18 protein-coding genes and 2 rRNA genes are annotated in these 22,750 nt (G+C 72.3%); 16 read left to right on the top strand and 4 right to left on the bottom strand.

Annotated features, from left to right (window positions below; genetic code table 11):
• The 6 genes from ACIOJE_RS09445 to ACIOJE_RS09420 all read left to right on the top strand — a co-directional run.
• Positions 1-1,028, top strand: a 23S ribosomal RNA gene (locus ACIOJE_RS09445); the annotation flags it as partial.
• 86 nt (positions 1,029-1,114) lie between these two features.
• Positions 1,115-1,231: ribosomal RNA gene (gene rrf, locus ACIOJE_RS09440) — 5S ribosomal RNA — on the top strand.
• Between the two features lie 240 nt (positions 1,232-1,471).
• Positions 1,472-4,060, top strand: a complete 2,589-nt coding sequence (locus tag ACIOJE_RS09435; RefSeq protein ID WP_280677212.1) for a sensor histidine kinase KdpD — start codon at positions 1,472-1,474, stop codon at positions 4,058-4,060.
• A gap of 141 nt (positions 4,061-4,201) precedes the next feature.
• The gene (locus ACIOJE_RS09430) at positions 4,202-4,882 is read left to right on the top strand and encodes a response regulator (protein ID WP_033351413.1); all 681 of its coding nucleotides are present in this window, start codon (positions 4,202-4,204) and stop codon (positions 4,880-4,882) included.
• Positions 4,883-4,947: 65 nt separating this feature from the next.
• Entirely contained in the window at positions 4,948-5,355 is a 408-nt protein-coding gene (locus ACIOJE_RS09425) for an OB-fold nucleic acid binding domain-containing protein (protein WP_063347599.1), read from the top strand.
• A gap of 2 nt (positions 5,356-5,357) precedes the next feature.
• Positions 5,358-6,116 carry a DUF3159 domain-containing protein gene (locus ACIOJE_RS09420; protein WP_280677209.1) on the top strand — a complete coding sequence of 253 codons (759 nt, stop codon included), beginning with the start codon at positions 5,358-5,360 and terminating at the stop codon, positions 6,114-6,116.
• Positions 6,117-6,196: 80 nt separating this feature from the next.
• On the opposite strand, the gene ACIOJE_RS09415 is transcribed toward ACIOJE_RS09420, so the two are convergent.
• Positions 6,197-6,868 carry a TrkA family potassium uptake protein gene (locus ACIOJE_RS09415; protein ID WP_063347598.1) on the bottom strand — a complete coding sequence of 224 codons (672 nt, stop codon included), beginning with the start codon at positions 6,866-6,868 and terminating at the stop codon, positions 6,197-6,199.
• The gene (locus ACIOJE_RS09410) at positions 6,868-7,536 is read right to left on the bottom strand and encodes a potassium channel family protein (protein WP_400774606.1); all 669 of its coding nucleotides are present in this window, start codon (positions 7,534-7,536) and stop codon (positions 6,868-6,870) included. The genes ACIOJE_RS09415 and ACIOJE_RS09410 overlap by 1 nt, the downstream gene beginning before the upstream one ends.
• 229 nt (positions 7,537-7,765) lie before the next feature.
• Between ACIOJE_RS09410 and ACIOJE_RS09405 the strand changes: the two genes are divergently transcribed.
• Both ACIOJE_RS09405 and ACIOJE_RS09400 read left to right on the top strand, forming a co-directional pair.
• The gene (locus tag ACIOJE_RS09405; protein WP_280677206.1) at positions 7,766-9,847 is read left to right on the top strand and encodes an APC family permease; all 2,082 of its coding nucleotides are present in this window, start codon (positions 7,766-7,768) and stop codon (positions 9,845-9,847) included.
• Positions 9,848-10,269: 422 nt separating this feature from the next.
• Positions 10,270-11,616, top strand: coding sequence for a class I SAM-dependent RNA methyltransferase (locus ACIOJE_RS09400; RefSeq protein ID WP_280677248.1), 1,347 nt, complete (start codon positions 10,270-10,272; stop codon positions 11,614-11,616).
• A 153-nt stretch (positions 11,617-11,769) separates the two neighbouring features.
• Here the strand turns inward: ACIOJE_RS09400 and ACIOJE_RS09395 are convergent, their stop codons facing one another.
• Positions 11,770-11,967, bottom strand: coding sequence for a hypothetical protein (locus ACIOJE_RS09395; protein ID WP_218206900.1), 198 nt, complete (start codon positions 11,965-11,967; stop codon positions 11,770-11,772).
• Between the two features lie 371 nt (positions 11,968-12,338).
• Here ACIOJE_RS09395 and ACIOJE_RS09390 point away from each other — a divergent pair, with 371 nt between their 5' ends.
• The 4 genes from ACIOJE_RS09390 (at position 12,339) to ACIOJE_RS09375 (ending at position 17,065) form a co-directional block, all read left to right on the top strand.
• Positions 12,339-13,298: a LysR family transcriptional regulator gene (locus ACIOJE_RS09390; protein ID WP_280677202.1), complete on the top strand. Its 960-nt coding sequence runs from the start codon at positions 12,339-12,341 to the stop codon at positions 13,296-13,298.
• A gap of 213 nt (positions 13,299-13,511) precedes the next feature.
• A complete protein-coding gene (locus ACIOJE_RS09385; RefSeq protein WP_400774602.1) occupies positions 13,512-16,154 on the top strand; it encodes a collagenase in 2,643 nt (880 codons plus the stop codon).
• Positions 16,155-16,409: 255 nt separating this feature from the next.
• Positions 16,410-16,646, top strand: coding sequence for a toxin-antitoxin system HicB family antitoxin (locus tag ACIOJE_RS09380; protein WP_280677198.1), 237 nt, complete (start codon positions 16,410-16,412; stop codon positions 16,644-16,646).
• The gene (locus ACIOJE_RS09375) at positions 16,643-17,065 is read left to right on the top strand and encodes a fic family toxin-antitoxin system, toxin component (protein WP_280677196.1); all 423 of its coding nucleotides are present in this window, start codon (positions 16,643-16,645) and stop codon (positions 17,063-17,065) included. Before ACIOJE_RS09380 ends, ACIOJE_RS09375 begins: the two co-directional genes overlap by 4 nt.
• Before the next feature lie 158 nt (positions 17,066-17,223).
• On the opposite strand, the gene ACIOJE_RS09370 is transcribed toward ACIOJE_RS09375, so the two are convergent.
• Positions 17,224-18,093, bottom strand: a complete 870-nt coding sequence (locus ACIOJE_RS09370; RefSeq protein ID WP_400774599.1) for a GNAT family N-acetyltransferase — start codon at positions 18,091-18,093, stop codon at positions 17,224-17,226.
• Between the two features lie 340 nt (positions 18,094-18,433).
• On the opposite strand from ACIOJE_RS09370, the gene ACIOJE_RS09365 reads away from it, so the two are divergent.
• The 4 genes from ACIOJE_RS09365 (at position 18,434) to ACIOJE_RS09350 (ending at position 22,725) form a co-directional block, all read left to right on the top strand.
• Positions 18,434-19,417 carry a RimK family alpha-L-glutamate ligase gene (locus ACIOJE_RS09365; protein ID WP_400774597.1) on the top strand — a complete coding sequence of 328 codons (984 nt, stop codon included), beginning with the start codon at positions 18,434-18,436 and terminating at the stop codon, positions 19,415-19,417.
• Positions 19,414-20,208 carry a RimK family alpha-L-glutamate ligase gene (locus tag ACIOJE_RS09360; RefSeq protein ID WP_400774594.1) on the top strand — a complete coding sequence of 265 codons (795 nt, stop codon included), beginning with the start codon at positions 19,414-19,416 and terminating at the stop codon, positions 20,206-20,208. Before ACIOJE_RS09365 ends, ACIOJE_RS09360 begins: the two co-directional genes overlap by 4 nt.
• 167 nt (positions 20,209-20,375) lie before the next feature.
• Positions 20,376-21,206, top strand: a complete 831-nt coding sequence (locus ACIOJE_RS09355; protein ID WP_280677189.1) for a putative RNA methyltransferase — start codon at positions 20,376-20,378, stop codon at positions 21,204-21,206.
• Between the two features lie 160 nt (positions 21,207-21,366).
• On the top strand, positions 21,367-22,725 hold the full coding sequence (locus ACIOJE_RS09350) for an ATP-binding protein (protein WP_280677187.1): 1,359 nt from the start codon (positions 21,367-21,369) through the stop codon (positions 22,723-22,725).
• The last annotated feature ends 25 nt before the right edge of the window (positions 22,726-22,750 follow it).

Genomic DNA, 22,750 nt, shown 5'->3' with positions numbered 1-22,750 from the left:
GGCGAAGCTGAGAACTTAAGCGCCAGTAAACGGCGGTGGTAACTATAACCATCCTAAGGTAGCGAAATTCCTTGTCGGGTAAGTTCCGACCTGCACGAATGGCGTAACGACTTCTCGACTGTCTCAACCATAGGCCCGGTGAAATTGCATTACGAGTAAAGATGCTCGTTTCGCGCAGCAGGACGGAAAGACCCCGGGACCTTTACTATAGCTTGATATTGGTGTTCGGTTCGGCTTGTGTAGGATAGGTGGGAGACTTTGAAGCCGTGACGCCAGTCATGGTGGAGTCGTCGTTGAAATACCACTCTGGTCGTGCTGGATGTCTAACCTGGGTCCGTGATCCGGATCAGGGACAGTGTCTGGTGGGTAGTTTAACTGGGGCGGTTGCCTCCTAAAGGGTAACGGAGGCGCCCAAAGGTTCCCTCAGCCTGGTTGGCAATCAGGTGTTGAGTGTAAGTGCACAAGGGAGCTTGACTGTGAGACTGACGGGTCGAGCAGGTACGAAAGTAGGGACTAGTGATCCGGCGGTGGCTTGTGGAAGCGCCGTCGCTCAACGGATAAAAGGTACCCCGGGGATAACAGGCTGATCTTCCCCAAGAGTCCATATCGACGGGATGGTTTGGCACCTCGATGTCGGCTCGTCGCATCCTGGGGCTGGAGTAGGTCCCAAGGGTTGGGCTGTTCGCCCATTAAAGCGGTACGCGAGCTGGGTTTAGAACGTCGTGAGACAGTTCGGTCCCTATCCGCTGTGCGCGTAGGAGTGTTGAGAAGGGCTGTCCCTAGTACGAGAGGACCGGGACGGACGAACCTCTGGTGTGCCAGTTGTCCTGCCAAGGGCATGGCTGGTTGGCTACGTTCGGGAGGGATAACCGCTGAAAGCATCTAAGCGGGAAGCCTGCTTCGAGATGAGCACTCCCACCTCCTTGAGAGGGTAAGGCTCCCAGTAGACGACTGGGTTGATAGGCCGGATATGGAAGCCCTGTGAGGGGTGGAGTTGACCGGTACTAATAGGCCGAGGGCTTGTCCTCAGTTGCTCGCGTCCACTGTGTTGTTCTGAAACAACGACCCCAACCCGTTTGGTTATGGGTTGGTGCGGTTGACAGTTTCATAGTGTTTCGGTGGTCATAGCGTGAGGGAAACGCCCGGTTACATTCCGAACCCGGAAGCTAAGCCTTACAGCGCCGATGGTACTGCAGGGGGGACCCTGTGGGAGAGTAGGACGCCGCCGAACAATCATTCCAAAAAGACCCCCTCCCGTCCGGGAGGGGGTCTTTTTGCATTTCCCGGAGACAGGGCGGAAGGCTTCCGGGCCGGCCCGGCCGAGGGGGCGGGCGCCGTCAATATGTCGCTAAAAGCGCCTGATCAGTGCACTGATCAGCGGAAAATCGCCGCTCACGCCGTAGTCTCGAAGGGAAGGGGAACAGGTGTCCGGGGGTGGCCCCCGGGCAGAGCCGGATCAAGAATGGTGCTCATGGGACGAGGCAGGCTGCGCATCTACCTTGGGGCGGCCCCCGGGGTCGGCAAGACGTACGCCATGCTCGCCGAGGCGCACCGGCGGCAGCAGCGTGGCACGGACGTCGTGGTGGCGTTCGTGGAGGACCACGGCCGGCGGAACACGGCGGAGCTCGTCGAGGGGCTGGAGGTCGTGCCTCGCCGGCTCCTGGTACACCGCGGGGCCGAGTTCACCGAGATGGACGTGGACGCCGTCCTCGCCCGCCGCCCGCAGGTGGCGCTGGTGGACGAGCTGCCGCACACCAACATCCCCGGCTGCCGCAACGCCAAGCGCTGGCAGGACGTCGAGGAGCTGCTGGCGGCCGGGATCGACGTGATCTCCACCGTCAACATCCAGCACCTGGAGTCGCTCGGCGACGCCGTCGAGGGCATCACCGGAGTGCGCCAGCGCGAGACCGTCCCGGACGAGGTGGTGCGCCGGGCCGACCAGATCGAGCTGGTCGACATGTCCCCGCAGGCGCTGCGGCGGCGGCTGGCGCACGGCAACGTGTACGCGCCGGAGAAGATAGACGCGGCCCTGGCCAACTACTTCCGCCCGGGCAACCTGACCGCGCTGCGCGAGCTGGCGCTGCTGTGGACCGCCGACCGGGTGGACGAGTACCTGCAGAAGTACCGGGCCGAGCAGGGCATCGAGCGCACCTGGCAGGCCCGGGAACGGATCGTGGTGGGCCTGACCGGCGGCCCCGAGGGGGCGACACTGATCCGCCGGGCGGCCCGGATCGCGGCCCGCGTCTCCGGCGGTGAACTCCTCGCCGTCCACATCTCCCGCTCGGACGGGCTCTCGGGCTCCGGCTCGCCGCAGACGCTGATCGAGCAGCGCGTCCTGGTGGAGAGCCTCGGCGGCACCTTCCACGCCGTCCTCGGTGACGATCCGGCCGCCGGGCTGCTGGACTTCGCCCGGGGCGTGAACGCGACCCAGATCGTGCTGGGCACCAGCCGCCGGCCGGCCTGGCAGTACCTCTACGGGCCGGGCGTCGGCACCACGGTGACCCGCGAGGCCGGCGACATCGACGTCCACATGGTCACCCACGAGCACGCCGGGCACGGCCGCGGCCGGGTGCCGGTGCGCCGGATCACCGACCTGGGCCGCCCCCGCACCATCGCGGGCTGGCTGATCGGGCTGGCCGGCCCGCCGGTGCTGGCCGTGGTGCTGACCGCGATCGGCGGGCTGGGCCTGTCCACCGACATGCTGCTGTTCCTGTCGTTGACGGTGTGCGCCGCGCTGGTCGGCGGGCTGCTGCCGGCGATCGGGTCGGCGCTGGTCGCCTCCTCGGTGCTGAACTACTACTTCACGCCGCCGCTCCACACCTTCACCATCAACGAGCCGCAGAACATCATGGCGGTGGCGATATTCACCGTGGTCGGCATCTCGGTCGCCTCCGTGGTGGACCTGGCCGCCCGGCGCACCCACCAGGCGGCGCGCAGCCAGACGGAGGCGCAGACGCTCAGTGCGCTGGCCGGCACCGTGCTGCGGGGCGCGCCGAACGGGGACGGGGTGCTGACCGCGCTGATGGAGCAGGTCCGCGAGACCTTCGGGCAGGAGAGCGCCGCGCTGCTGGAGCGCCCGGAGCCGCTCGGCGCCTGGGTGCCGGTCGCCACCGCCGGGCCGCGCCCGCCGGAGCGGCCGGAGCAGGCCGACGTGGACGTCCCGGTCGGCGACAGCCTGGCGCTGGTGCTGCGCGGCCGGGTGCTGCCGGGGGCGGACCGGCGCCTGCTCGGGGCGTTCGCCGCGCAGGCCGCCGTGGTGCTGGAGCGCCGCCGGCTGGCCCGGGAGGCCGCCGCGGCCCGGCGGGAGGCGGAGGGCAACCGGATCCGCACCGCCCTGCTGGCGGCCGTCTCGCACGACCTGCGCACCCCGCTGGCGGGCATCAAGGCGTCCGTCAGCTCGCTGCGGGCGGCCGACGTCGAGTGGGCGCCGGAGGACGAGGCGGAGCTGCTGGCCGGCATCGAGGCCGGGGCCGACCGGCTCGACCATCTGATCAACAACCTGCTGGACATGAGCCGGCTGCAGACCGGCACCGTCACCCCGCTGATCCAGGAGACCGACCTGGACGAGGTGGTGCCGTTCGCCCTCGGCGGGGTGCCGCTCGATTCGGTGCGCCTCGACGTCCCGGAGACGCTGCCGATGATCCGGGCCGACGGCGGCCTGCTGGAGCGCTCGCTGGCCAACCTGGTCGAGAACGCCGTGAAGTACAGCCCGGACGGCGTCAAGGTGCTGGTCAAGGCCGACGCGCTGCGCCAGCCGGGCGGGCCGGGGCGGGTCGAGCTGCGGATCGTCGACCGCGGCCCGGGCGTGCCCGAGGACGCCAAGGAACGCATCTTCGCGCCGTTCCAGCGCTACGGGGACGCGCCGCGCGGCGCCGGGGTGGGCCTCGGGCTCGCGGTGGCGCGCGGCTTCGTCGAGGCGATGGACGGTACCGTCACGGCCGAGGACACCCCGGGCGGCGGCCTCACCATGGTCGTCAGCCTGCCCGCCGCCGCGCGGCCGCCCGAACCGGGGGAGGCACCCGGCGACGGCAACGAGCCGCTGTCCCGGCTGATCACATGACAGCCGGTGGCGCGCCGTTGCGGCCCGCGGTTCCCCGGTTCCGCAAGTCGTACGTTCATCAAGTCCCGCAGTCCGCAAGTCCCGCAGTCCGCAAGTCCCACAGTCCGCAAGTCCGACAGCCCTGAAAGGCGGAGCCCGTAAATGACCCGGGTCCTCGTCGTGGACGACGAACCGCAGATCGTCCGCGCGCTGGTGATCAACCTCAAGGCCCGCAAGTACGAGGTCGACGCGGCCCATGACGGCGCGAGCGCCCTGGAACTGGCCGCGGCCCGCCATCCGGACGTCGTCGTCCTCGACCTGGGCCTGCCCGACATGGACGGCGTCGAGGTGATCCGGGGCCTGCGCGGCTGGACCCGGGTGCCGATCATCGTGCTGTCGGCCCGGCACGCCTCGGACGAGAAGGTCGAGGCCCTGGACGCCGGCGCCGACGACTACGTCACCAAGCCGTTCGGCATGGACGAGCTGCTCGCCCGGATGCGCGCCGCCGTGCGCCGCGCCGAGCCGGTCGCCGGCGAGGACGACTCGCTGGTCGTCACCGAGAGCTTCACCGTCGACCTCGCCGCCAAGAAGGTCAACCGGGACGGCACCGACGTCCGCCTCACCCCGACCGAATGGCACCTGCTGGAGGTGCTGGTCCGCAACGCCGGCCGGCTGGTCAGCCAGACCCAGCTGCTCCAGGAGGTGTGGGGCCCCGCCTACCGCACCGAGACCAACTACCTGCGGGTCTACCTCGCCCAGCTGCGCCGCAAGCTGGAGCGCGACCCCTCGCACCCGCGTCACTTCATCACCGAACCGGGCATGGGCTACCGCTTCGAGAGCTGACCGGGGACGCCCCCGGCGGCCGCACGGCCTGCCGCCGGGGGCGTGGGAACCGGTACCCTTCCGGCATGAGTGGTGACAACAGCAGCGACCAGCCGCAGGGGCGCTTTCGCCGCATGCTCAGTCGGCTGACCTCCTCGGCCGAGGAGCTGCAGGCCGAGGAGCTGCGCCAGGAGAGCGCGGCGGAGTCGGGCTGCACGCCGATCGCCGGCTGCGCGGACCGCGAGCTGGTCACCGTCGCGGGCACGCTGCGCACGGTGACGCTCCGCCCGCGGGCCGGGGTGCCGGCCCTGGAGGCCGAACTCTTCGACGGCACCGAGGCGCTGGACGTGGTCTGGCTCGGCCGCCGCTCGATCGCGGGCATAGAGCCGGGCCGCCGGCTCGTCGCCAGCGGCCGGATCAGCCACGCACGCGGGCGCCGCGTGCTGTTCAACCCCCGGTATGAGCTGCGTCCGGTCGGACACGGGAGCGAATGAGCGTGAGCAACCAGCCCGGCGGCGAGTCCGCCGCCCAGCTCGACCTGGTCGAGAACCACCAGGCGGCGACCGCCCCGCACGGCGCCGAGTCGGCCGCCGACGAGGCCGCCCGGAAGGCGGCCGCTTCCAAGGAGGCCGCCGACACCATCCTGCAGGCCTTCGGCGGCGTGCGCGGCATGATCGACATGACGTTGCCCGGCCTGGTCTTCATCGTCACCTACAACATCACCCACCAGGTCAGCGCCTCCGCCTGGGCGGCGCTGGGCCTGTGCGCGGTGTTCGTGGTGGCCCGGCTGGCCCGGCGAGAGACCGTCCAGCACGCCTTCAGCGGGGTGTTCGGCGTCGTCCTCGGCGCCTGGATCTCGATGAAGAGCGGCCGCGCCGAGGACTTCTACCTGCCCGGCCTGCTGTGGAACGTCGGCTACTCCGTCGCCCTGGCGATCTCCGCCCTGGTGCGCTGGCCGATGATCGGCGTGATGCTCGGCCCGGTCACCGGCGAGATGTTCACCTGGCGCAAGGAGAACCCGGGCCGGTTCGCCGCCTACACCAAGGCGACCTGGGCCTGGGTGGTGATCATGGGCCTCAAGCCGGTGATCCTCTTCCCGCTGTACTTCACCCACAACGTCAACCTGCTCGGCTGGCTGAAGGTCGCCCTCGGTATCCCGCCGATGCTGCTGGCGATGTACGTCACCTGGCAGATCCTGCTGAAGGCGCCGCCGCCGATCAAGGCGCAGCTCGACGAGGAGGAGCCGGCCCGGTAGCCGGCCCGCACGCGACGGGCGAGGGCCCGCACCCGCCAGGGGTGCGGGCCCTCGCCCGTGTCCGGCTCGCGCCGGCGGTGCTACTGGGCGCCGGAGGAGGCCGACAGCAGGTCCTCCAGCTCCTCCTCGCGCTCCTGCGCGGCCACGAAGAGCAGCTCGTCGCCGCCCTCCAGGGTGTCGTCCTTGCCCGGCACCAGCACCCGGCCCTCGCGGATGATGGTCACCAGCGCGGTGTCCTGCGGCCAGGCCACGTCGCCCACCCGGGTGCCGACCAGCTCGGTGTCGGCGGCCAGGGTCAGCTCGACCAGGTTGGCGTTGCCCTGGCTGAAGCGCATCAGGCGGACCAGGTCGCCGACGCTGACCGCCTCCTCGACCAGGGCGGACATCAGACGCGGCGTGGACACGGCCACGTCCACGCCCCAGGACTCGTTGAAGAGCCACTCGTTCTTCGGGTTGTTCACCCGCGCGACCACCCGCGGCACCGCGTACTCGGTCTTGGCGAGCAGCGAGACGACCAGGTTCACCTTGTCGTCGCCGGTCGCGGCGATCACCACGTGACAGCGCTGCAGTGCGGCCTCGTCCAGCGAGGTGATCTCGCAGGCGTCGGCCAGCAGCCACTCCGCCATCGGCACCCGCTCCACCGAGATGGAGTTGGGGTTCTTGTCTATCAGCAGGACCTCGTGCCCGTTCTCCAGCAGCTCGCCCGCGATCGAGCGACCCACGGCACCGGCCCCGGCAATGGCGACCCGCATCAGTGACCCTCCTCCTTCGGCCCCTGCGCGAACGCGGCCTCGACCGTCGTCAGGTCGGTCCGGCGCAGCATCACGTGCACCAGGTCGCCTTCCTGCACCACCATCTGGGGCGAGGGCAGCACGCCCTCGCCGAGCCGGGTGACGAACGCCACCCGGGCGCCGGAGGCCTCCTCCAGCAGGCTGATGCGCCGGCCGACCCAGCCCGGGGCGTAGGCGACCTCGGCCAGCTGGACGCCGCCGCTCGGGTCCTGCCACAGCGGTTCGGCGCCGCTCGGCAGCAGCCGGCGCAGCATCTGGTCGGCGGTCCAGCGGACCGTCGCCACGGTCGGGATGCCCAGGCGCTGGTAGACCTCGGCGCGGCGGGGGTCGTAGATCCGGGCCGCGACGTTCTCCACGCCGAAGTTCTCCCGGGCCACCCGCGCGGCGATGATGTTGGAGTTGTCACCGCTGGAGACCGCGGCGAACGCGCCGGCCTCCTCGATGCCCGCCTCGCGCAGGGTGTCCTGGTCGAAGCCGACCCCGGTCACGCGGCGCCCGTTGAACCCGGCGCCCAGCCGACGGAACGCGGTCGGGTCCTGGTCGACCACGGCCACCGAGTGGCCCTGTTTCTCCAGGGCTCTGGCGAGGGCCGAGCCCACGCGGCCGCAGCCCATGATGACGATGTGCACCGGCGCTACCTCACCCGTCCCGTAGGGTTCTTGACCTGCGCAAACACCGTTCATCTCCCTTTCCCGCCCGGCTTCCCTGGGCGAGCGTTCTCGTGCGGCGCCGACTCACAACCTGAGTGTTGCCCGCCGACTCGTATCCGACACGCTAGCCGGTCCATAGAACGCAGTCGCGACGAAGGGGGGGACAAAAGGCGGAGCCCGGCCCGGGAAGCCCCTACGATTCCTTAACGTGCCTATGCCGACTGACCTACCGAAACGCATCCTGATCGGGCGCGCTCTGCGCAGCGACAAACTGGGCGAAACGCTCCTGCCCAAGCGGATCGCGCTGCCCGTCTTCGCCTCGGACGCGCTCTCCTCGGTCGCGTACGCCCCCGAGGAGATCCTGCTGACGCTCTCCGTGGCGGGCGCCTCGGCGATCCACTTCTCGTGGCAGATCGGCCTCGTCGTCGCCATCGTGATGCTCGCCGTGGTCGCCTCGTACCGGCAGAACGTGCACGCCTACCCGAGCGGCGGCGGTGACTACGAGGTCGCCACCGTCAACCACGGGCCCAACGCGGGCCTCGTCGTCGCCAGCGCCCTGATGGTCGACTACGTGCTCACCGTGGCCGTCTCGACCACCTCGGGCGTCGCCAACGTCGTCTCCGCCGTCCCCGCGCTGCGCGGCCACGAGCTGACCCTGTCGGTGATCGTGGTCGTGGTGCTGATGGGCATGAACCTGCGCGGCGTCCGCGAGTCCGGCACCGCCTTCGCCGTCCCGACCTACGCCTTCATGATCGGCGTCGTCGGCATGGTCGGCTACGGCTTCGTCCGGCACTTCCTGCTCGGCCAGGACATGCCCGCCGAGAGCTCCGGCTTCCACCTCGCGGCCACCCCCGGCAACGAATCGGTGGCCGGATTCGCCATGGTGTTCCTGCTGCTCAAGTCGTTCTCCTCCGGCTGCGCCGCGCTCACCGGCGTGGAGGCGATCTCCAACGGCGTGCCGGCCTTCCGCAAGCCGAAGAGCAAGAACGCCGCCACCACGCTGCTGATGATGGCCAGCATCGCCGTGGTGATGTTCATGGGCATCATCTGGCTGGCCCGCCTCACCGGCGTCCAGATGGCCGAGAACCCGACCGAGCAGCTCGTCGGCGCCTCGCCCGGCTACCACCAGAAGACCGCGCTGGCCCAGATCAGCGAAGCCGTCTTCGCCAACTTCACGCCCGGCTTCTACTTCGTCGCCGCCGTCACCGGCCTGATCCTGGTGCTCGCCGCGAACACCGCCTTCAACGGCTTCCCGGTGCTCGGCTCGATCCTCGCCCAGGACCGCTACCTGCCGCGCCAGCTGCACACCCGCGGAGACCGGCTGGCCTTCTCCAACGGCATCATCCTGCTGGCGATCGCCGCGATCCTGTTCGTCATCGCCTTCGACGCCGACCCCAACCGGCTGATCCAGCTCTACATCGTCGGCGTCTTCGTCTCCTTCAACATGAGCCAGTCCGGGATGATCCGGCACTGGACCCGGCTGCTGCGCACCGAGACCGACCCGGCCAAGCGCCGCCACATGCAGCGCAGCCGGGCGATCAACACCTTCGGCCTGGTGATGACCATGGCCGTGCTGATCGTCGTCCTGGTCACCAAGATCAGCCACGCCTGGATCGCGATCGCCGCGATGGTCGTGCTGTTCGTGATGATGAAGGGCATCCGCCGCCACTACGACCGGGTCTCCGAGGAGCTCACCACCGCCGAGGAGCCGGACGACGTGGTGCTGCCCACCCGGGTGCACGCCATCGTGCTGGTCTCCAAGCTGCACAAGCCGGCGCTGCGCGCGCTCGCCTACGCGAAGCTCGCCCGTGCCCACACCCTGGAGGCCGTCACCGTCAACGTCGACCCGGCCGACACGGTGGCGCTGCGCCGGGAGTGGGACGAGCGCGGCATCGAGGTGCCGCTCAAGGTGCTGGACTCGCCGTTCCGCGAGATCACCGGGCCCGTCCTGGACTACGTGAAGAACCTGCGCCGCAGCAGCCCGCGTGACGTGGTGTCGGTCTACATCCCCGAGTACGTGGTCGGCCACTGGTACGAACACCTGCTGCACAACCAGAGCGCTCTGCGGCTCAAGGGGCGGCTGCTGTTCAAGCCCGGGGTGATGGTCACCTCGGTGCCGTGGCAGCTGGAGTCCTCCGAGCGGCGCCGCCCGCAGAAGGCCTGGTCGGCGCCGGGCGCCGTCCGGCGTGGCGAGCCGCGGGCGCCGAAGGCCGTACAGTCGAAGGATTCCGCCTCCACCGGTGCGCGCACCGGTGCCACCTCCGACCGCAGCAAGGACTCCTCCCAGTGACCCGCAACAATCCGCCCCGCTCCTCGGGCTCCTCCGGCGCTTCCGGCAAGGGCGCCCGTCGGGGCGGCACCCAGCCCGGGCAGGCCGCCCGACCGCGTTGGGGCCGGCCGACCCGCCCGGAGGCCACCGACCGCGACGGCCTCACCGCGCGCACCGCGCCGCTCGCCCCGGGAGAGCGGACGGAAGGGCCGCTGCCGGCCGGGAAGGCGGCGGTCAAGGCCGCTGCGGCGGGTAAGGGCGGCGCCGCCAAGGGCGTGGCGGGCAAGGCCGGAGCGGCCAAGGGCGCGTCCGGCAAGGGCACGTCCGGCAAGGGGGCTTCCGGCGAGGGGGCTTCCGGAAAGGGCGGCTCCGCGCAGAGTGCGGCCGGCAAGGGCGCGTCGGGGAAGGGGCCGCGCAAGCAGACGGTGCGGCCGCCGAAGGCGCTGCGCACCGCGCCGCGGGCCGCGCGGCCCGAGACGCCGTCCGGTGACCCGCTGGCCGGGCAGCGCTACGAGGTCGAGGTCGGCCCGGTCGCGCACGGCGGCGGGCACTGCGTGGCCCGGCACGAGGGCCGGGTGCTGTTCGTCCGGCACGCGCTGCCCGGCGAGAAGGTGGTCGCGCTGGTCACCGAGGGCACCTCCACCTCCCGGTTCCTGCGGGCCGACGCGGTGGAGATCCTGGAGCCCGCCAAGGAGCGGATCGCGCCGCCGTGCCCGTTCGCCGGGCCCGGCAAGTGCGGCGGCTGCGACTGGCAGCACGTCACCCCGGGCGGGCAGCGCAAGCTCAAGGGGCAGGTGCTGACCGAGCAGCTGGCGAAGCTGGCCGGGCTCACCCCGGCCGAGGCGGGCTGGGACGGCAGCGTCGAGCCGGTCGGCGGCAAGCTGCCGCCCGGGCAGGTGCCGGCCTGGCGCACCCGCGTGCAGTACGCCGTGGACCAGGAGACCGGGAAGGTCGGCCTGCGCAAGCACCGCTCGCACGAGGTGCAGCCGGTGGACCGCTGCCTGATCGCCGCCGAGGGCGTCACCGAGCTGGGCATCGAGGGCCGCGACTGGCCGGGCGTCGCCTCGGTCGAGGTGATCGCCGCGACCGGCTCCTCGGACCGCCAGGTGGTGCTCACCCCGCGCCCCGGCGCGCAGCTGCCGCTGGTCGAGCTGGACAAGCCGGTGTCGATCGCCCGGGTGGACGAGCAGGGCGACGTGCACCGCGTGCACGGGCGCGGCTTCGTGCGCGAGCGGGCGGCCGGGCGGACCTGGCGAGTCAGCAACGGCGGTTTCTGGCAGATCCACCCCGAGGCGCCGGACACCCTGGTCGACGCCGTCCTGGACGGGCTGGACCCGCAGTGGGGCGAGAACGCGCTCGACCTGTACTGCGGCGTCGGCCTGTTCGCGGGTGCGCTGGCCGACCGGGTCGGCGAGGAGGGCGCGGTGCTCGGCATCGAGTCCTCCAAGCAGGCCGTGGCCGACGCCCGGCACAACCTGGCCGTGCTGGACAACGTGCGGATCGAGTGCGACCGCGTCGAGGCGCTGCTGCCCCGGACCGGCATCACCGCCACCGACCTGATCGTGCTGGACCCGCCGCGCTCGGGCGCCGGGCGCGAGACCGTCGCGCACCTGGTCGGCCTGGAGGCGCGCCGGATCGCGTACGTCGCGTGCGACCCGGCGGCGCTCGCCCGGGACCTGGCGTTCTTCCGCGAGGGCGGCTACCGGCCGGTGTCGCTGCGGGCCTTCGACCTGTTCCCGATGACCCACCACTTCGAGTGCGTGGCGATCCTGGAGCCGATCGGGGAGTGATCGGCGGGCCTTCGGGGCCCTCCGGGGCCCGGGCGGGCTTTGCCAGGCCCTGACCGGCTTGACCGGCTTCGACCGGCGACGGCAGAGCGACGGAAGAGGAGGCGGCACCCGTCCACGCGGGTGCCGCCTCCTCGTCGTTCGGGTGTGGGACGGTCAGGGCTCGTTGTGCTCCTCCTCGTCGGCGCTGTGCGGAAGGTCGATCCCGTGTTGGGCGGCGAGCCGGAGCAGTCCGGCGATCCGGCCCTCGTACGCCTGGACGCCGTCGGCGTCCCCTTCGGCCCGGGCCGCCGCGAGGTCCCGGCGGGCCTGGGCGAGCTGCTCGCGCAGCTCCTGGTCGAACATGGCTGTCATTGCCGGCCTCCACCGGTCGGTGCCGCTCCCCGGAAAGCTCGAGAGTTCAGAGTCCCGGAAGGTGAAGAACTCTTCAAGTCTCGCTCGTTCCGGTGGTGCGGCGCCGAGCGGGCGGGTGCGGGTCCGGCGTGGAGCGGTCGGCGGGGCGGTGCGTGGGTCAGGGGGTGGCAAGGGGGACGCAATGCCCGGGTAAAGGCCGCTGCCGGTAGCTCCGTTCGGCCCCCGGAAGGGGCTTGACGAGGCGATTCGCGCGGGGCGAAGGTGAGCGGCCGACATGTCATGTGTGCTGTTGCACAGCCACCGCCGGGGCCGACCCTCCCGCCCGGAGCGGTCGGCCGGAGCGGTGCGGCCCTTGCGTGAGGGGGAGGGTCATGGAGCTGGAACTGCGGCACCTGCGCGTGCTGTGCGCCATCGCCGACACCGGGAGCGTCGGCAGGGCCGCCGTCCTGCTCGGCGCCTCGCAGCCGGCGACCAGTACGCAGCTGCGCCGGATCGAGCGCCACCTGGGTGCGCCGCTGTTCGAGCGCACGGCCGCGGGCGTCGCGCCGACCTGCTTCGGGGTCGAGGTGCTGGCCGCCGCGCGCGACCTCCTCACCCGTGCCGACTGCCTCGGCCGCCGCCCGGCCGCCCCTGGTGCGTCGGCCGTCCAGGAGCTGCGCCTGGCCGCGACCATCTCGCCGATCCTGCCCGGGCTGGTCACCAGGGCCCGGCACCAGCGGCCCGACCAGCGCTTCACGGTGACCTCCGTCTACCGCTCCTCGGACATCGTCGACCTGCTGGAGCAGGGCGACGCGGACGCCGCCGTGGCCGTCGACTATCCGGGCCGGGAGGTGCGGCACTCGCCGTCCGTCGCACACCGCGGCATCGTCACCGAGCCCGCCTTCGTCGCGCTCCCGGCGGGCCACCGGCTCCGCCACCGCACCGAGATCGCCCTGGTGGACCTGGCCGAGGAGGACTGGTTCCTCACCCCCGACGACGGGGCCGGCTGGCACGGCGTCTTCTACGGCGCCTGCGCCGCGGCGGGCTTCACCCCGGTGACCGTCCATGAATTCCTCGGCGGCCGGCTGGAGTTGCAGGAGATGATCGCCGCCGGGCTCGGGATCTCCGTCGTGCAGGCGACCACCCGGCCGCTCGCCGAGGTGGTGGTCAAACCGCTCGCCGGGACGCCGATCTGGGTCCGCCACCTGCTCGCCTGGCGGGCCGCGGGGGTGAGCGGCGAGGTGGTGGAGACGCTGTTCGGTGCGGCGGCCGCGGCGTACCGGGACCTGATCGCCTGCTCGCCGACCTTCCAGGCCTGGGCGGCGCGGACGTACCGGCCGGTCCGGCCGTAGGGCGATGGCCGGCGGCCGGGGTCCGGCGTCGGCCGGTTGACCGACCGGCCGGGCGGCTGCGGTGCCGGTGGGGCCGTGTTATGCCGGACGCGCTTGATGTCATATGACCTGTGACATTGTTCTGAGGGGTCGCCCGGTGACAGGATCACGTCGACTTCCCCCATGCCTCGGCAGTCGTCCAGTCGCCTCCCCCCACAGGAGAAGGACCCAGCAGTGCGCCTTCGCATACCCCTCCCCACGCTCATGGCCGGCGTCGTCGCCGGCTGTGCCACCGCCGCCACCCTGTTGCCGGTCCCCGCGCTCGCCGCGTCCGGGCCGGCCGCCCCGCCGTCGGCCGGCGCCCGGTCGTCCGCCGATGCCGCGTCCGCCGATGCCGCTTCGGCCGTCCCGAAGCCACTGGGGGCCTTCCTCACGGCCACCCCCTCCGAGGACACCGCCCCCGCCCCCGCCCCCGTCGCCAAGCCGCTGCCGCCGGCCCTGCTGGGCCAGGTCGTGATGGGCCAGCCGGCCGGCACCACCGTGCAGACCGCGCCGCGCCCGGCCCAGCCGCACACACCGCCCGCGGCCAAGCCCGCCGCCTCCGCCCGCGCCGCCGCCGGTACGGCCGGCGCCGCCGCGGCGAGCTGCACCCCCGCCGACTTCGGCGGGCGCAGCGGCGCCGACCTGGTCTCCTTCCTCGAAAGCTCGACCCCGGACTGCGTCAACACCCTGTTCAACGTCACCGGCACCGACGCGGGCAGGATCTTCAAGGAATCCCAGATGCTCACCGTCGCCAACGCCTACCAGGGCCTGGCGGCGAACTACACCGGGGACAACTCCACCGGCATCCTGCAGCTCGTGCTCTTCCTGCGGGCCGGCTACTACGTCCAGTCGAACAACGCGGGCGCGGTCGGCCCGTACGATGCCGCGCTCACCAGCGCCTCCAAGGCCGGACTCGACGCCTTCTTCGCGAGCGCGCACTGGACCGATGTCACGGACAACAACGGCACCGTGCTGAACGAGGTGCTGGTGCTGACCGACAGCGCCAACCTGCAGGGCAGCTACCTGGGCGTCTACAAGCAGGTGCTGAACAGCTACAACAACTCGTACAACGCGTTCCCGAAGATGCTCAAGGCGGTCAACGCCGTGCTGTCCGCGCCGCTGTGGCGGGGCAACTGGAACCCCGACTTCGTCGCCGCGGTCGGCGCCGACCCGAGCGTCGGCACCACCCTGGGTTCCTTCGCGCTCAACCACAAGGACCTGCTCGGCACCGCGAACGCCTATCTCGACGTCAACGCCGGCAACGACCTCGGCCGGATGGCGGGCGACGGCCCCGCGGTCGAGGCCGCGGTCAAGGGGCAGGTCAAGGCGGTGCTCGACGGCGCCCAGATCACCGGCGCCACCGGCCCGCTGTACGTCCACACCGCCTACCAGGCCAACGCCTTCGACCCCGGCCAGTGCTCGTACTACGGCACCTGTGACCTGCCGGCCAAGCTGACCGCGGCGGTGCTGCCCAACCAGCTGGTCTGCGACAACCGCACCATCCAGACCGAGGCGCTGTCGCCCGCCGACCTCGCCGCCGTCTGCGCCAGCCTGCGCGGCGAGGACACCTTCTTCCACAACCTGGTGAAGGACAACGGCCCGGTCAACCAGTACGGCAAGAACCTCACCCTCGCGGTCTTCGCCAACCAGGCCGACTACCTGAACTACTCCTGGGCGATCTTCGGGAACTCCACCAACAACGGCGGCCAGACCGTCATGGACCCGACCGACCCGAACAACCACGCCGTGTGCGTGATGTACCAGAAGTCGTGGAACGACGGCTTCACCGCCAACGTGTGGAACCTCAACCACGAGTACACGCACTACCTCGACGGCATCTACGACATGAAGGGCAACTTCTCCACCGAGATCTCCGTGCCCGACATCTGGTGGATCGAGGGCGTCGCCGAGTACGAGTCCTACGCCTACCGCGGCACCACCGACACCCAGGCGATGGCCGAGGCCGCCAAGCACACCTACAAGCTCAGCACCGTCTTCCAGAACTCGTACGACAACTCGGACTCGGTGCGCACCTACCCGTGGGGCTACCTCGCCGTCCGGTACATGTTCGAGAAGCACCCGGCCGACATCTCCGCCATGCTCGGCCACTTCCGCACCGGTGACTACCAGGGCGGCTACGCGGTCTACAACGGCATCGGTACCGGCTACGACGCGGACTTCGACGCCTGGCTCAACGGCTGCGCCGCCGGCGCCTGTTACGCGGCCGGCCCGACCGCGCTGTTCAACCAGTCCGTCAACGGCGCCACCGTCACGCTGACCGACACGTCCGTCCAGACCGGCCCCGGCCAGATCACCGCCCGGCACTGGACCTTCGGCGACGGCACCTCGTCCGACGAGCGGAACCCGACCCACGGCTACGCCGCCGCCGGCACGTACACCGTCGCCCTGACCGTCACCGACAGCACCGGCAAGACCGCCAGCACCCCGGCCTCGGTCACCGTCACCACCGGCACCGGCACCGGCACCGGCGGCGGCACCACCCTGCCGACCTGCACCGACCCGCGCACCGACGCGCTCGGCCAGAACTGCTCGCGCTCCAGCCTCTCCGCCACCGCCGGCAACCTCGACTACCTGTACGTCTACCTGCCGGCCGGCGTCAGCACCCTGAAGGTCACCACCACGGGCGGCACCGGCACCGCGTACCTGTACTACAACGCGGACACCTGGGCCTCGCCGAACGCCTTCTCCGCCTCCTCCACCAGCTCCGGCAGCACGCAGAGCATCACGGTCGCCAACCCGACCGCCGGGTACCGCTACATCAGCCTCTACGCGAACACCGACTTCAGCGGGGTGACGGTCAGCACCCAGTTCTGACCGGTCCTCCCCGCCCTCGGGCGGCTCTCGGGCGGCCACGGTCGCGGCACCTCGCCGCGGGCGTGGCCGCCCGGCGTCGGTCGGGGCTACGGTGGTCGGGCGTATCGGCCGGGGACATGGCGGTCGGGGACCTGCCGGTCGGGGGCGCGTTGGTCGGGAGGGGGCGTGGTGGGAGGTGCGTGTTCGTCCGGCGAGCGCTTGTCCGGTGTCTGCGCGCCCTTGTTGTGCTAGCACTTCGGCGCTAGCTTGGGGTTCATGGGTAAGAAGCAGCTGAACGTCCGGGTGGACGCCACGACCGCTGAGATGGCCCGGGAACGGGCGGAGCAGCAGGGGATCAGCATGAACCAGTACATCGAGCGCCTGGTCCAGCAGGACATGGGCGAGGCGGGGCGGGCGTTCGTCGACGCCGCCGCCCAGTTCATGAAGGAGTACGAGACGGCCTTCCTGGCCGAGTTCGCGGAGCCGGGCGACCTGCAGGACGTGCGCCGTTGAAACTGGAGGTCGACCTCTCGTGGCTGCTCATGACCGCCGAGCAGTACACGCCCGGTGACCCGCAGGTCATCGACTACGGATCGCTGCTCGCGGCCGTCGCCCGACACCAGGCCGAGATCTTCGACATCGCCGTCTACCCCGAACCGCAGGACCGCGCCGCCGCCCTGATGCACCAGCTGATCCGGGTGCCGGCCCTGGAGAAGACCAACGAGCTCTACGCGACCGCCGTCGCCTACGCCTACCTCGTCGCCAGCGGCTGCACCGTCGCGACCACCGCCCGGGAGGTGCGCAGCCTCGCCCGGGCCATCCGGGAGGGGCGACTCGGCGTTTCCGGGGTGGCCGAGCGGCTGGCGGCCTGGGTGGTGGACGAGGCCGAAGGGGAGGGCGTCAGCGGGGCGGACGACGAGGACGACGACTGAGCCGTCGTGCGGTGCGGGTCGTCCTCGTCGTCCGTTCCTGTCCGCTCCGCCCGGTGTGGGCCCCGGGCGGGGGCTGGTCAGAGCCGGGCTGGTCCTGGACTGGTCGGGCGGCCGGGCTGGTCCTGGGCTGGTCGGGCGCCGGACGGGTCCTGGCCTGGTCAGGCGCCGGACGGGTCCGGGGCGGGCTCGGCGATCAGGGCCGTCGCGAACGGGCGGAAGCCCGCCCGGCGGTAGATCCGGGCGACGTCCTCGTCGGCGGCGGACAGGAACACCGTCCGCACGCCGTTCGCCCGCGCGTGTGCGACCAGGGCCGCCGTGACCGCCAGGCCCAGCCCGCTCCGGCGCGCGGTCGGCAGCGTTCCGACCCCGGCCACCTCGGTGACCGCGCCCACCGGGCTGTGCTGGCCCGCGCACAGCGCCGAACCGTCCGCCAGCGCGGCGGCCAGCACGGTGGTGCCGTCGACGATCCGTTGCGCGATCCGCTCCACCGTGCCATCCGCCGCCAACCGGCCTGCGGTCTCGGCCAGTTCGGCCGCACCGGCGGCGCCCACGTCGGTGCCCGGGTCGGCGAATGCCACGTGCGGAACGGCGACCGCCGTCGCCAGCTCCGGCGCGTCCACGGCCAGGACCTCCACCCGTACCTGCTCCGGCAGCCCGGGCGCGGGGGCCGGCTCGTCCTGCGGGCCCAGCACCAGCAGCGGGTGCTCGTGCACCGCCAGCCCGGCCGCCTCCACCGCGGCGCGCAGCTCCGGGTTCCGTTCGGCCACCCACTCGAAGGCCTCCGGCGCGCCCACCTCCCGCTGGCGGGCCAGTACCCGGAGGACGTCCTCGGCGGTGGCGGCGGTGCCGTCGTGGTCGAGCGTCGGGCGGGCGTAGTAGGGCCAGCCCGCGCCCTCGCGGAGGAACAGGGTCAGCGGGCCGAAGTCCTCGACGCGGGCGGCGCTGCGCGGCACCGCGTCGTAGTAGCGCTCGATCGCGTCGAGCAGGGGGTGGTCGGGAGCATGATCGGCAGAAGTCACAGCGCGCATCCAAGCAGGGGCCCCGGCGGATCGCCACCGTATTGTTCCCGGGGTTCGCTCCGGGGCCGGTGCGCTCGTGGTTCGTGCCTCGTACTGCCGCGTGCCGGCTGGTGGTGCCTCGTGGCTCGTGCCTCGTACTGCCGTGTGCCGGTCGGGGGCGCCTCGTGGTGGCGGGGGAGCGACGGTGCGCGGGCGTGGGCACGGTCCGGGCGCCTGATTGTTGCCGAACGCTTACCGGCTCGCAGCGATCTTGTACGTATACCGCGTGGCATGCTGATGCCTTTACAGCTCTGCCGAGGGGGGACGGCGGACGTCCGCACTCGGTTCGGCAAGGGGGGAAGACAGGCCCATGAGGCTCTGCTTTCTGGTGGAGGAGCACTACCGGCACGACGGCATGCCGCTCGACGTGGTGCGCCAGCTCACCGCGTGGGGGCACCGGGTGGACGTGCTGCGCCCGGGGGACTCGCTGATGGCGATCTCCGAGGCGGTCCGGGCCGGCAGCCACGACGCCTGGGTGCTCAAGACCGTCTCGGGCGGGCCCGGGCTCACCCTGCTCGACGCGGCCGCCGCCGTCGGCCTCACCACCGTCAACGACGTCCGCTCCATCCGCGGCGTCCGCGACAAGGCGCTGGCCTCCGTCATCGCCCGCACCCGCGGCCTGCCCGTCCCCGTCACCTACGCCGCCGCCCGCTGGGAGCGGCTCGCCGAGATACCGGCCGCCGAGTACCCGCTCGTCGTCAAGCCCGCCGACGGCAGCTCCGGGCGCGCCGTCCGGCTCGTGCCCAGCCCCGACCACCTGCTCGACCTCGGCTCCGAACTCGCCGACGAGGGGCTGCTGATCGCCCAGCCCTACGTGCCCAACTCCGGCACCGACCTCAAGGTGTACTGCGTCGACGGCGAGCTCTTCGCGACGGAACGTTCCTCCCCGCTCCACCCCGGGCAGGGCGTCCGCGAGCGGCAGGTGCCGCTGCCCGGGGACGTCGCGCGGATCGCGGCGCAGGTCGGCGAGGTGTTCGGGCTCGACCTGTACGGCGTCGACGTGCTGCTCGGGCCGGACGGGCCGGTGGTCGTCGACGTCAACGACTTCCCGAGCTTCCGCCAGGTGCCGGACGCCGTCGCCAGGGTCTCCCGGGCGGTGCTGCGGCTCGCGCGCAGCGGGACGGCCGTCTCGGCTCCCGCCCCCGCGCTGGTGCCGGCGGGCGGCGCCGGGTACGGGCACCTGGGCTTCGGTGGCGGGGAGTTCGGTGGATCCGAGTTCGGCCGGTCGGAGTTCAGCCGGTCAGAGTACGGTCGGTCCGAGTTCGGCGGCTCGGAGTTCGGTGGGGCGATATGAGGATCGGGCTGATCACCGCCAGCCCCGACCACCCGGTGCTCGCGGCGACCGCCGCGCTGCTGGCGCGTCGGCACGAGGTGGTGACGGTCGACCCCGCCGGGTCTGCGGGCGGGCCGGCCGACGTCTATCTACTCAAGGCGCGTACCCGCCAAGCGCTTGTGCTGGCAAGGGAGTTGGAGCGGAGCGGTGCGCCCGTCGTCAACTCTGCCGCAGCGACCGAGCTCTGTCAGGACCGGGTGCGGATGGCCGAGCTCGCGGACGCCGCCGGGCTGCCCTTCGCGGCGACCGTCGACGCCGGTCGGCTCGCCGAACTCGCCGATCCTGCTTACCCGTTCGTCGTCAAGAGTCGGCACAGTCGGCGCCACGACCTGGTCGCGCGAGTCGACGGCCCCGCTCGGCTGCGCGAACTCGCCGCGCACTGGCCTGACGAGCCCGTCGTCACCCAGCCGTTCGTCCGGGGGACCGGCTGGGACCAGAAGCTGTGGGTGATCGACCGGCAGGTGTTCGCTGCCCGGCGCCGGTCCGAACTCACCTCTGATTCACGGGAATTGGGGCCACAGGATTGGGAGCCGCCCGCCGAGCGGGCCGCCCTTGCCCTGCGCGTCGGCGAGGTGTTCGGGCTCGACGTCTACGGCGTCGACCTGCTCGACGGGCCCACCGAACCCGTCATCGTCGATGTCAACGCCTTCCCCGGGGTCCGCGGCCGGCCCGGCGCGCCCGAGGCGCTCGCCGCCCTCGCCCTGCGCGTCGCGGCGGAGCGCGGTCGCGTATCGGCGGAGCGGGGTCGGTAGACCGGGTGCGCCCGACCTCGCCGGGCCGGCAGGCCGGGCGGGCCGTCGCGCCCGGCGGGGTCGTTAGGCTGGCTGCTCAGGGCCACCGGGCCAGCGAGACCCCGGGGCGTCCGGGGACCGGCGAGACCCCTGGGCGCCCGGGCCGAACGGCGAGAGAAGACGGAACGTTGCTGCAGGACATCGAGCACTACCTGGCCTGCCCCCTCTGCGCGCAGGACCTCACCCGGCACGAGCGCGCCCTGCGCTGCCCCGCCGGCCACAGCTTCGACCTCGCCAAGCAGGGCTACGTCAGCCTCCTCGCCGGCGACGCCCACACCGGCACCGGCGACACCGCCGAGATGGTCGCCGCCCGCGCCGACTTCCTCGCCGCCGGCCACTACCGGCCCATCGTCGACGCCCTCGCCGAGGCCGCCGCGGCCGCCGACCCGGAAGGCCTCGTCGCCGACCTCGGCGCCGGCACCGGCCACTACCTGGCCCACGTCCTCGACGCCCTGCCCGGCCGCGTCGGCGCCGCGCTCGACATCTCCAAGTACGCGCTGCGCCGCGCCGCCAAGGCCCACCCCCGGATCGGCGCCGTCGTCTGCGACGCCTGGCGGCCGCTGCCGCTGCGCGACGCCTCCGCCGGGCTGATGCTCAACGTCTTCGCCCCGCGCAACGGGCCCGAGATCCGCCGCGTGCTGCGCCCCGGCGCCACCCTGCTGCTGGTCTCGCCCACCGCTCGCCATCTGCGCGAACTCGTCGACGCGCTGGGTCTGTTGTCGGTCGACGAGGAGAAGCAGCGGCGGATCGACGAGAAGCTCGGCCCGTACCTGACCCCTGCCCGGCAGCGGCAGGTCGAGTTCACCCTGCGGCTCGGCCCGGAGGACGTGCGCACCGTCGTCGGCATGGGCCCCAGCGCCTGGCACACCGACCCGGACCGCCTGGCCGCCGCGCTCGCCGACCTGCCGGATCCGGTCGAGGTGACCGCCTCCGTGACGGTGGCTGCCTACCGGCGCTGAACGGCGGGGCCACGGGTCGGCAGGACGGCGGGGCCACGGGGCTGCGGGTCGGCAGGACGGCGGGGCTGCGGGGTGCCCGGTCGGGACCGGCCGCCACGTTGGGATGAATCTGCCGAGCAGGCACGTTTCTGCCGCCCGGCCTGCGGCTAACGTCCGACGGGTGAACCGCGACGCCACCCGGCCCGCCGCGCCGGCCCACCCCCGACCGAGCGCCCCGGGGCCCGATCGGTCATCCGTAACACGTCCCACCGTCGAGGAGCTCCGGCTCACCTCGTTCAAGTCCTATCGGCGCGCGGTCCTGCCGCTCGCTCCCCTCACCGTCCTGCACGGGCCCGCCGGCGTCGGCAAGTCCAATGCCCTCGACGCGCTCGCCGTGCTGTCCCGGCTCGCCCTCGGGGAGGAGATCGCCGACTCCCTCGACGGGCTGCCCGACCGCACCGGCCCCCTCGCCCGGCCCGTCCGCGGCGGCCTGGACGGGTGCGTCCCGCACGGGCGCGACGCCGTCATCCTCGGCTGCACCGTCCGCTCCCCGCACGGCCGCATCCGGCTCGACGTCGTCGTCCGCACCGACGGCCCGGTCCGGATCGCCCGCGAATCGCTCACCCTCGACGGCCGCACCCTCGTCGACACCGGTGAGCAGAACGTCCGCAAGCGGCGTGTCAACGTCTGCTGGCACAACGACACCCGCCAGGGCGACATCCGGGCACCCTTCCCCAGCGGCACCATGATCACCGCGCAACTGCCGCTGCGGGTGGCCGGCTCCTCCCCGGGCGAACGCCAGGTCCTCGCCGCCGCCGAGGACCTGCTCACCGCACTGCGCGAGGTCTTCCCCGTCCACCCCGTCCCCGCCCTCATGCGCGGCTGGGCCCGGCCCGACCCACAGGCCCGGCTACGCAGCAACGCCGCCAACATCTCCGCCGTCATCGCCAGGCTCGCCAATGAATGCCCGCGCCGCTACGGGCAGCTCCTGCGCGCCGTCCAGGCCGCCGCGCCGCACCCGCTGCTCGGGCTCTCGCTCGCCCACCGCGGCAGCGGGCCCGACGAGCGCGTCCTCGCCGTCTTCGACGAGGGCGTCCTCGGGCGCACCGGAGCCGACCAGGCCTCCGACGGCATGCTGCGCCACCTCGCGTTCGCCGCGGTGCTGCTCACCGGGGCCGGGGTGCTCGACCTCGACGTGGCCGCCGAGGTGCCGTGGGCGCACCGGCAGCTCACCGTGCTCGCCGAGGACCTCGGCGCCGGGCTCTCCGACGAGCAGACCGCCGCACTGCTGCGGCTGGCGCAGGACATGTCCGGGCGCAACCAACTGCGCGTCCTCGCCGCCCTGCAGGAGCCGGCCGCGGCGCGGGAGGCGCTGGGCGCGGCCGACCCGCGGTCGGGCGCGGCCGTGCTGGTCGAGTGCCGGCGCGACCCGGACTCGGGGCACACCGTGCTGCGGCCCGAGACGGCCCGGGTGCCGGCCCAGTGCGGGCGCGGGGACGGGGCCGCCCCGGAGGCGGATGAGGTAGACCTGGACGAGTGAGCGAACGAGTGACGAGGCCGGGGGA

The sequence above is a fragment of the Kitasatospora sp. NPDC087861 genome (genome assembly GCF_044742585.1).
In the GTDB taxonomy this organism is placed as follows: domain Bacteria; phylum Actinomycetota; class Actinomycetes; order Streptomycetales; family Streptomycetaceae; genus Kitasatospora.
This window is presented reverse-complemented; position numbering and strand designations above follow the sequence as displayed.

Excerpts from the sequence above, each read along its gene's own strand:
- ACIOJE_RS09435 (WP_280677212.1), top strand. The coding sequence starts at position 1,472 with ATGGGACGAGGCAGGCTGCGCATCTACCTTGGGGCGGCCCCCGGGGTC.
- ACIOJE_RS09430 (WP_033351413.1), top strand. The coding sequence starts at position 4,202 with ATGACCCGGGTCCTCGTCGTGGACGACGAACCGCAGATCGTCCGCGCG.
- ACIOJE_RS09425 (WP_063347599.1), top strand. The coding sequence starts at position 4,948 with ATGAGTGGTGACAACAGCAGCGACCAGCCGCAGGGGCGCTTTCGCCGC.
- ACIOJE_RS09415 (WP_063347598.1), bottom strand. The coding sequence starts at position 6,868 with ATGCGGGTCGCCATTGCCGGGGCCGGTGCCGTGGGTCGCTCGATCGCG.
- ACIOJE_RS09395 (WP_218206900.1), bottom strand. The coding sequence starts at position 11,967 with ATGACAGCCATGTTCGACCAGGAGCTGCGCGAGCAGCTCGCCCAGGCC.
- ACIOJE_RS09390 (WP_280677202.1), top strand. The coding sequence starts at position 12,339 with ATGGAGCTGGAACTGCGGCACCTGCGCGTGCTGTGCGCCATCGCCGAC.
- ACIOJE_RS09380 (WP_280677198.1), top strand. The coding sequence starts at position 16,410 with ATGGGTAAGAAGCAGCTGAACGTCCGGGTGGACGCCACGACCGCTGAG.
- ACIOJE_RS09370 (WP_400774599.1), bottom strand. The coding sequence starts at position 18,093 with ATGCGCGCTGTGACTTCTGCCGATCATGCTCCCGACCACCCCCTGCTC.
- ACIOJE_RS09365 (WP_400774597.1), top strand. The coding sequence starts at position 18,434 with ATGAGGCTCTGCTTTCTGGTGGAGGAGCACTACCGGCACGACGGCATG.
- ACIOJE_RS09360 (WP_400774594.1), top strand. The coding sequence starts at position 19,414 with ATGAGGATCGGGCTGATCACCGCCAGCCCCGACCACCCGGTGCTCGCG.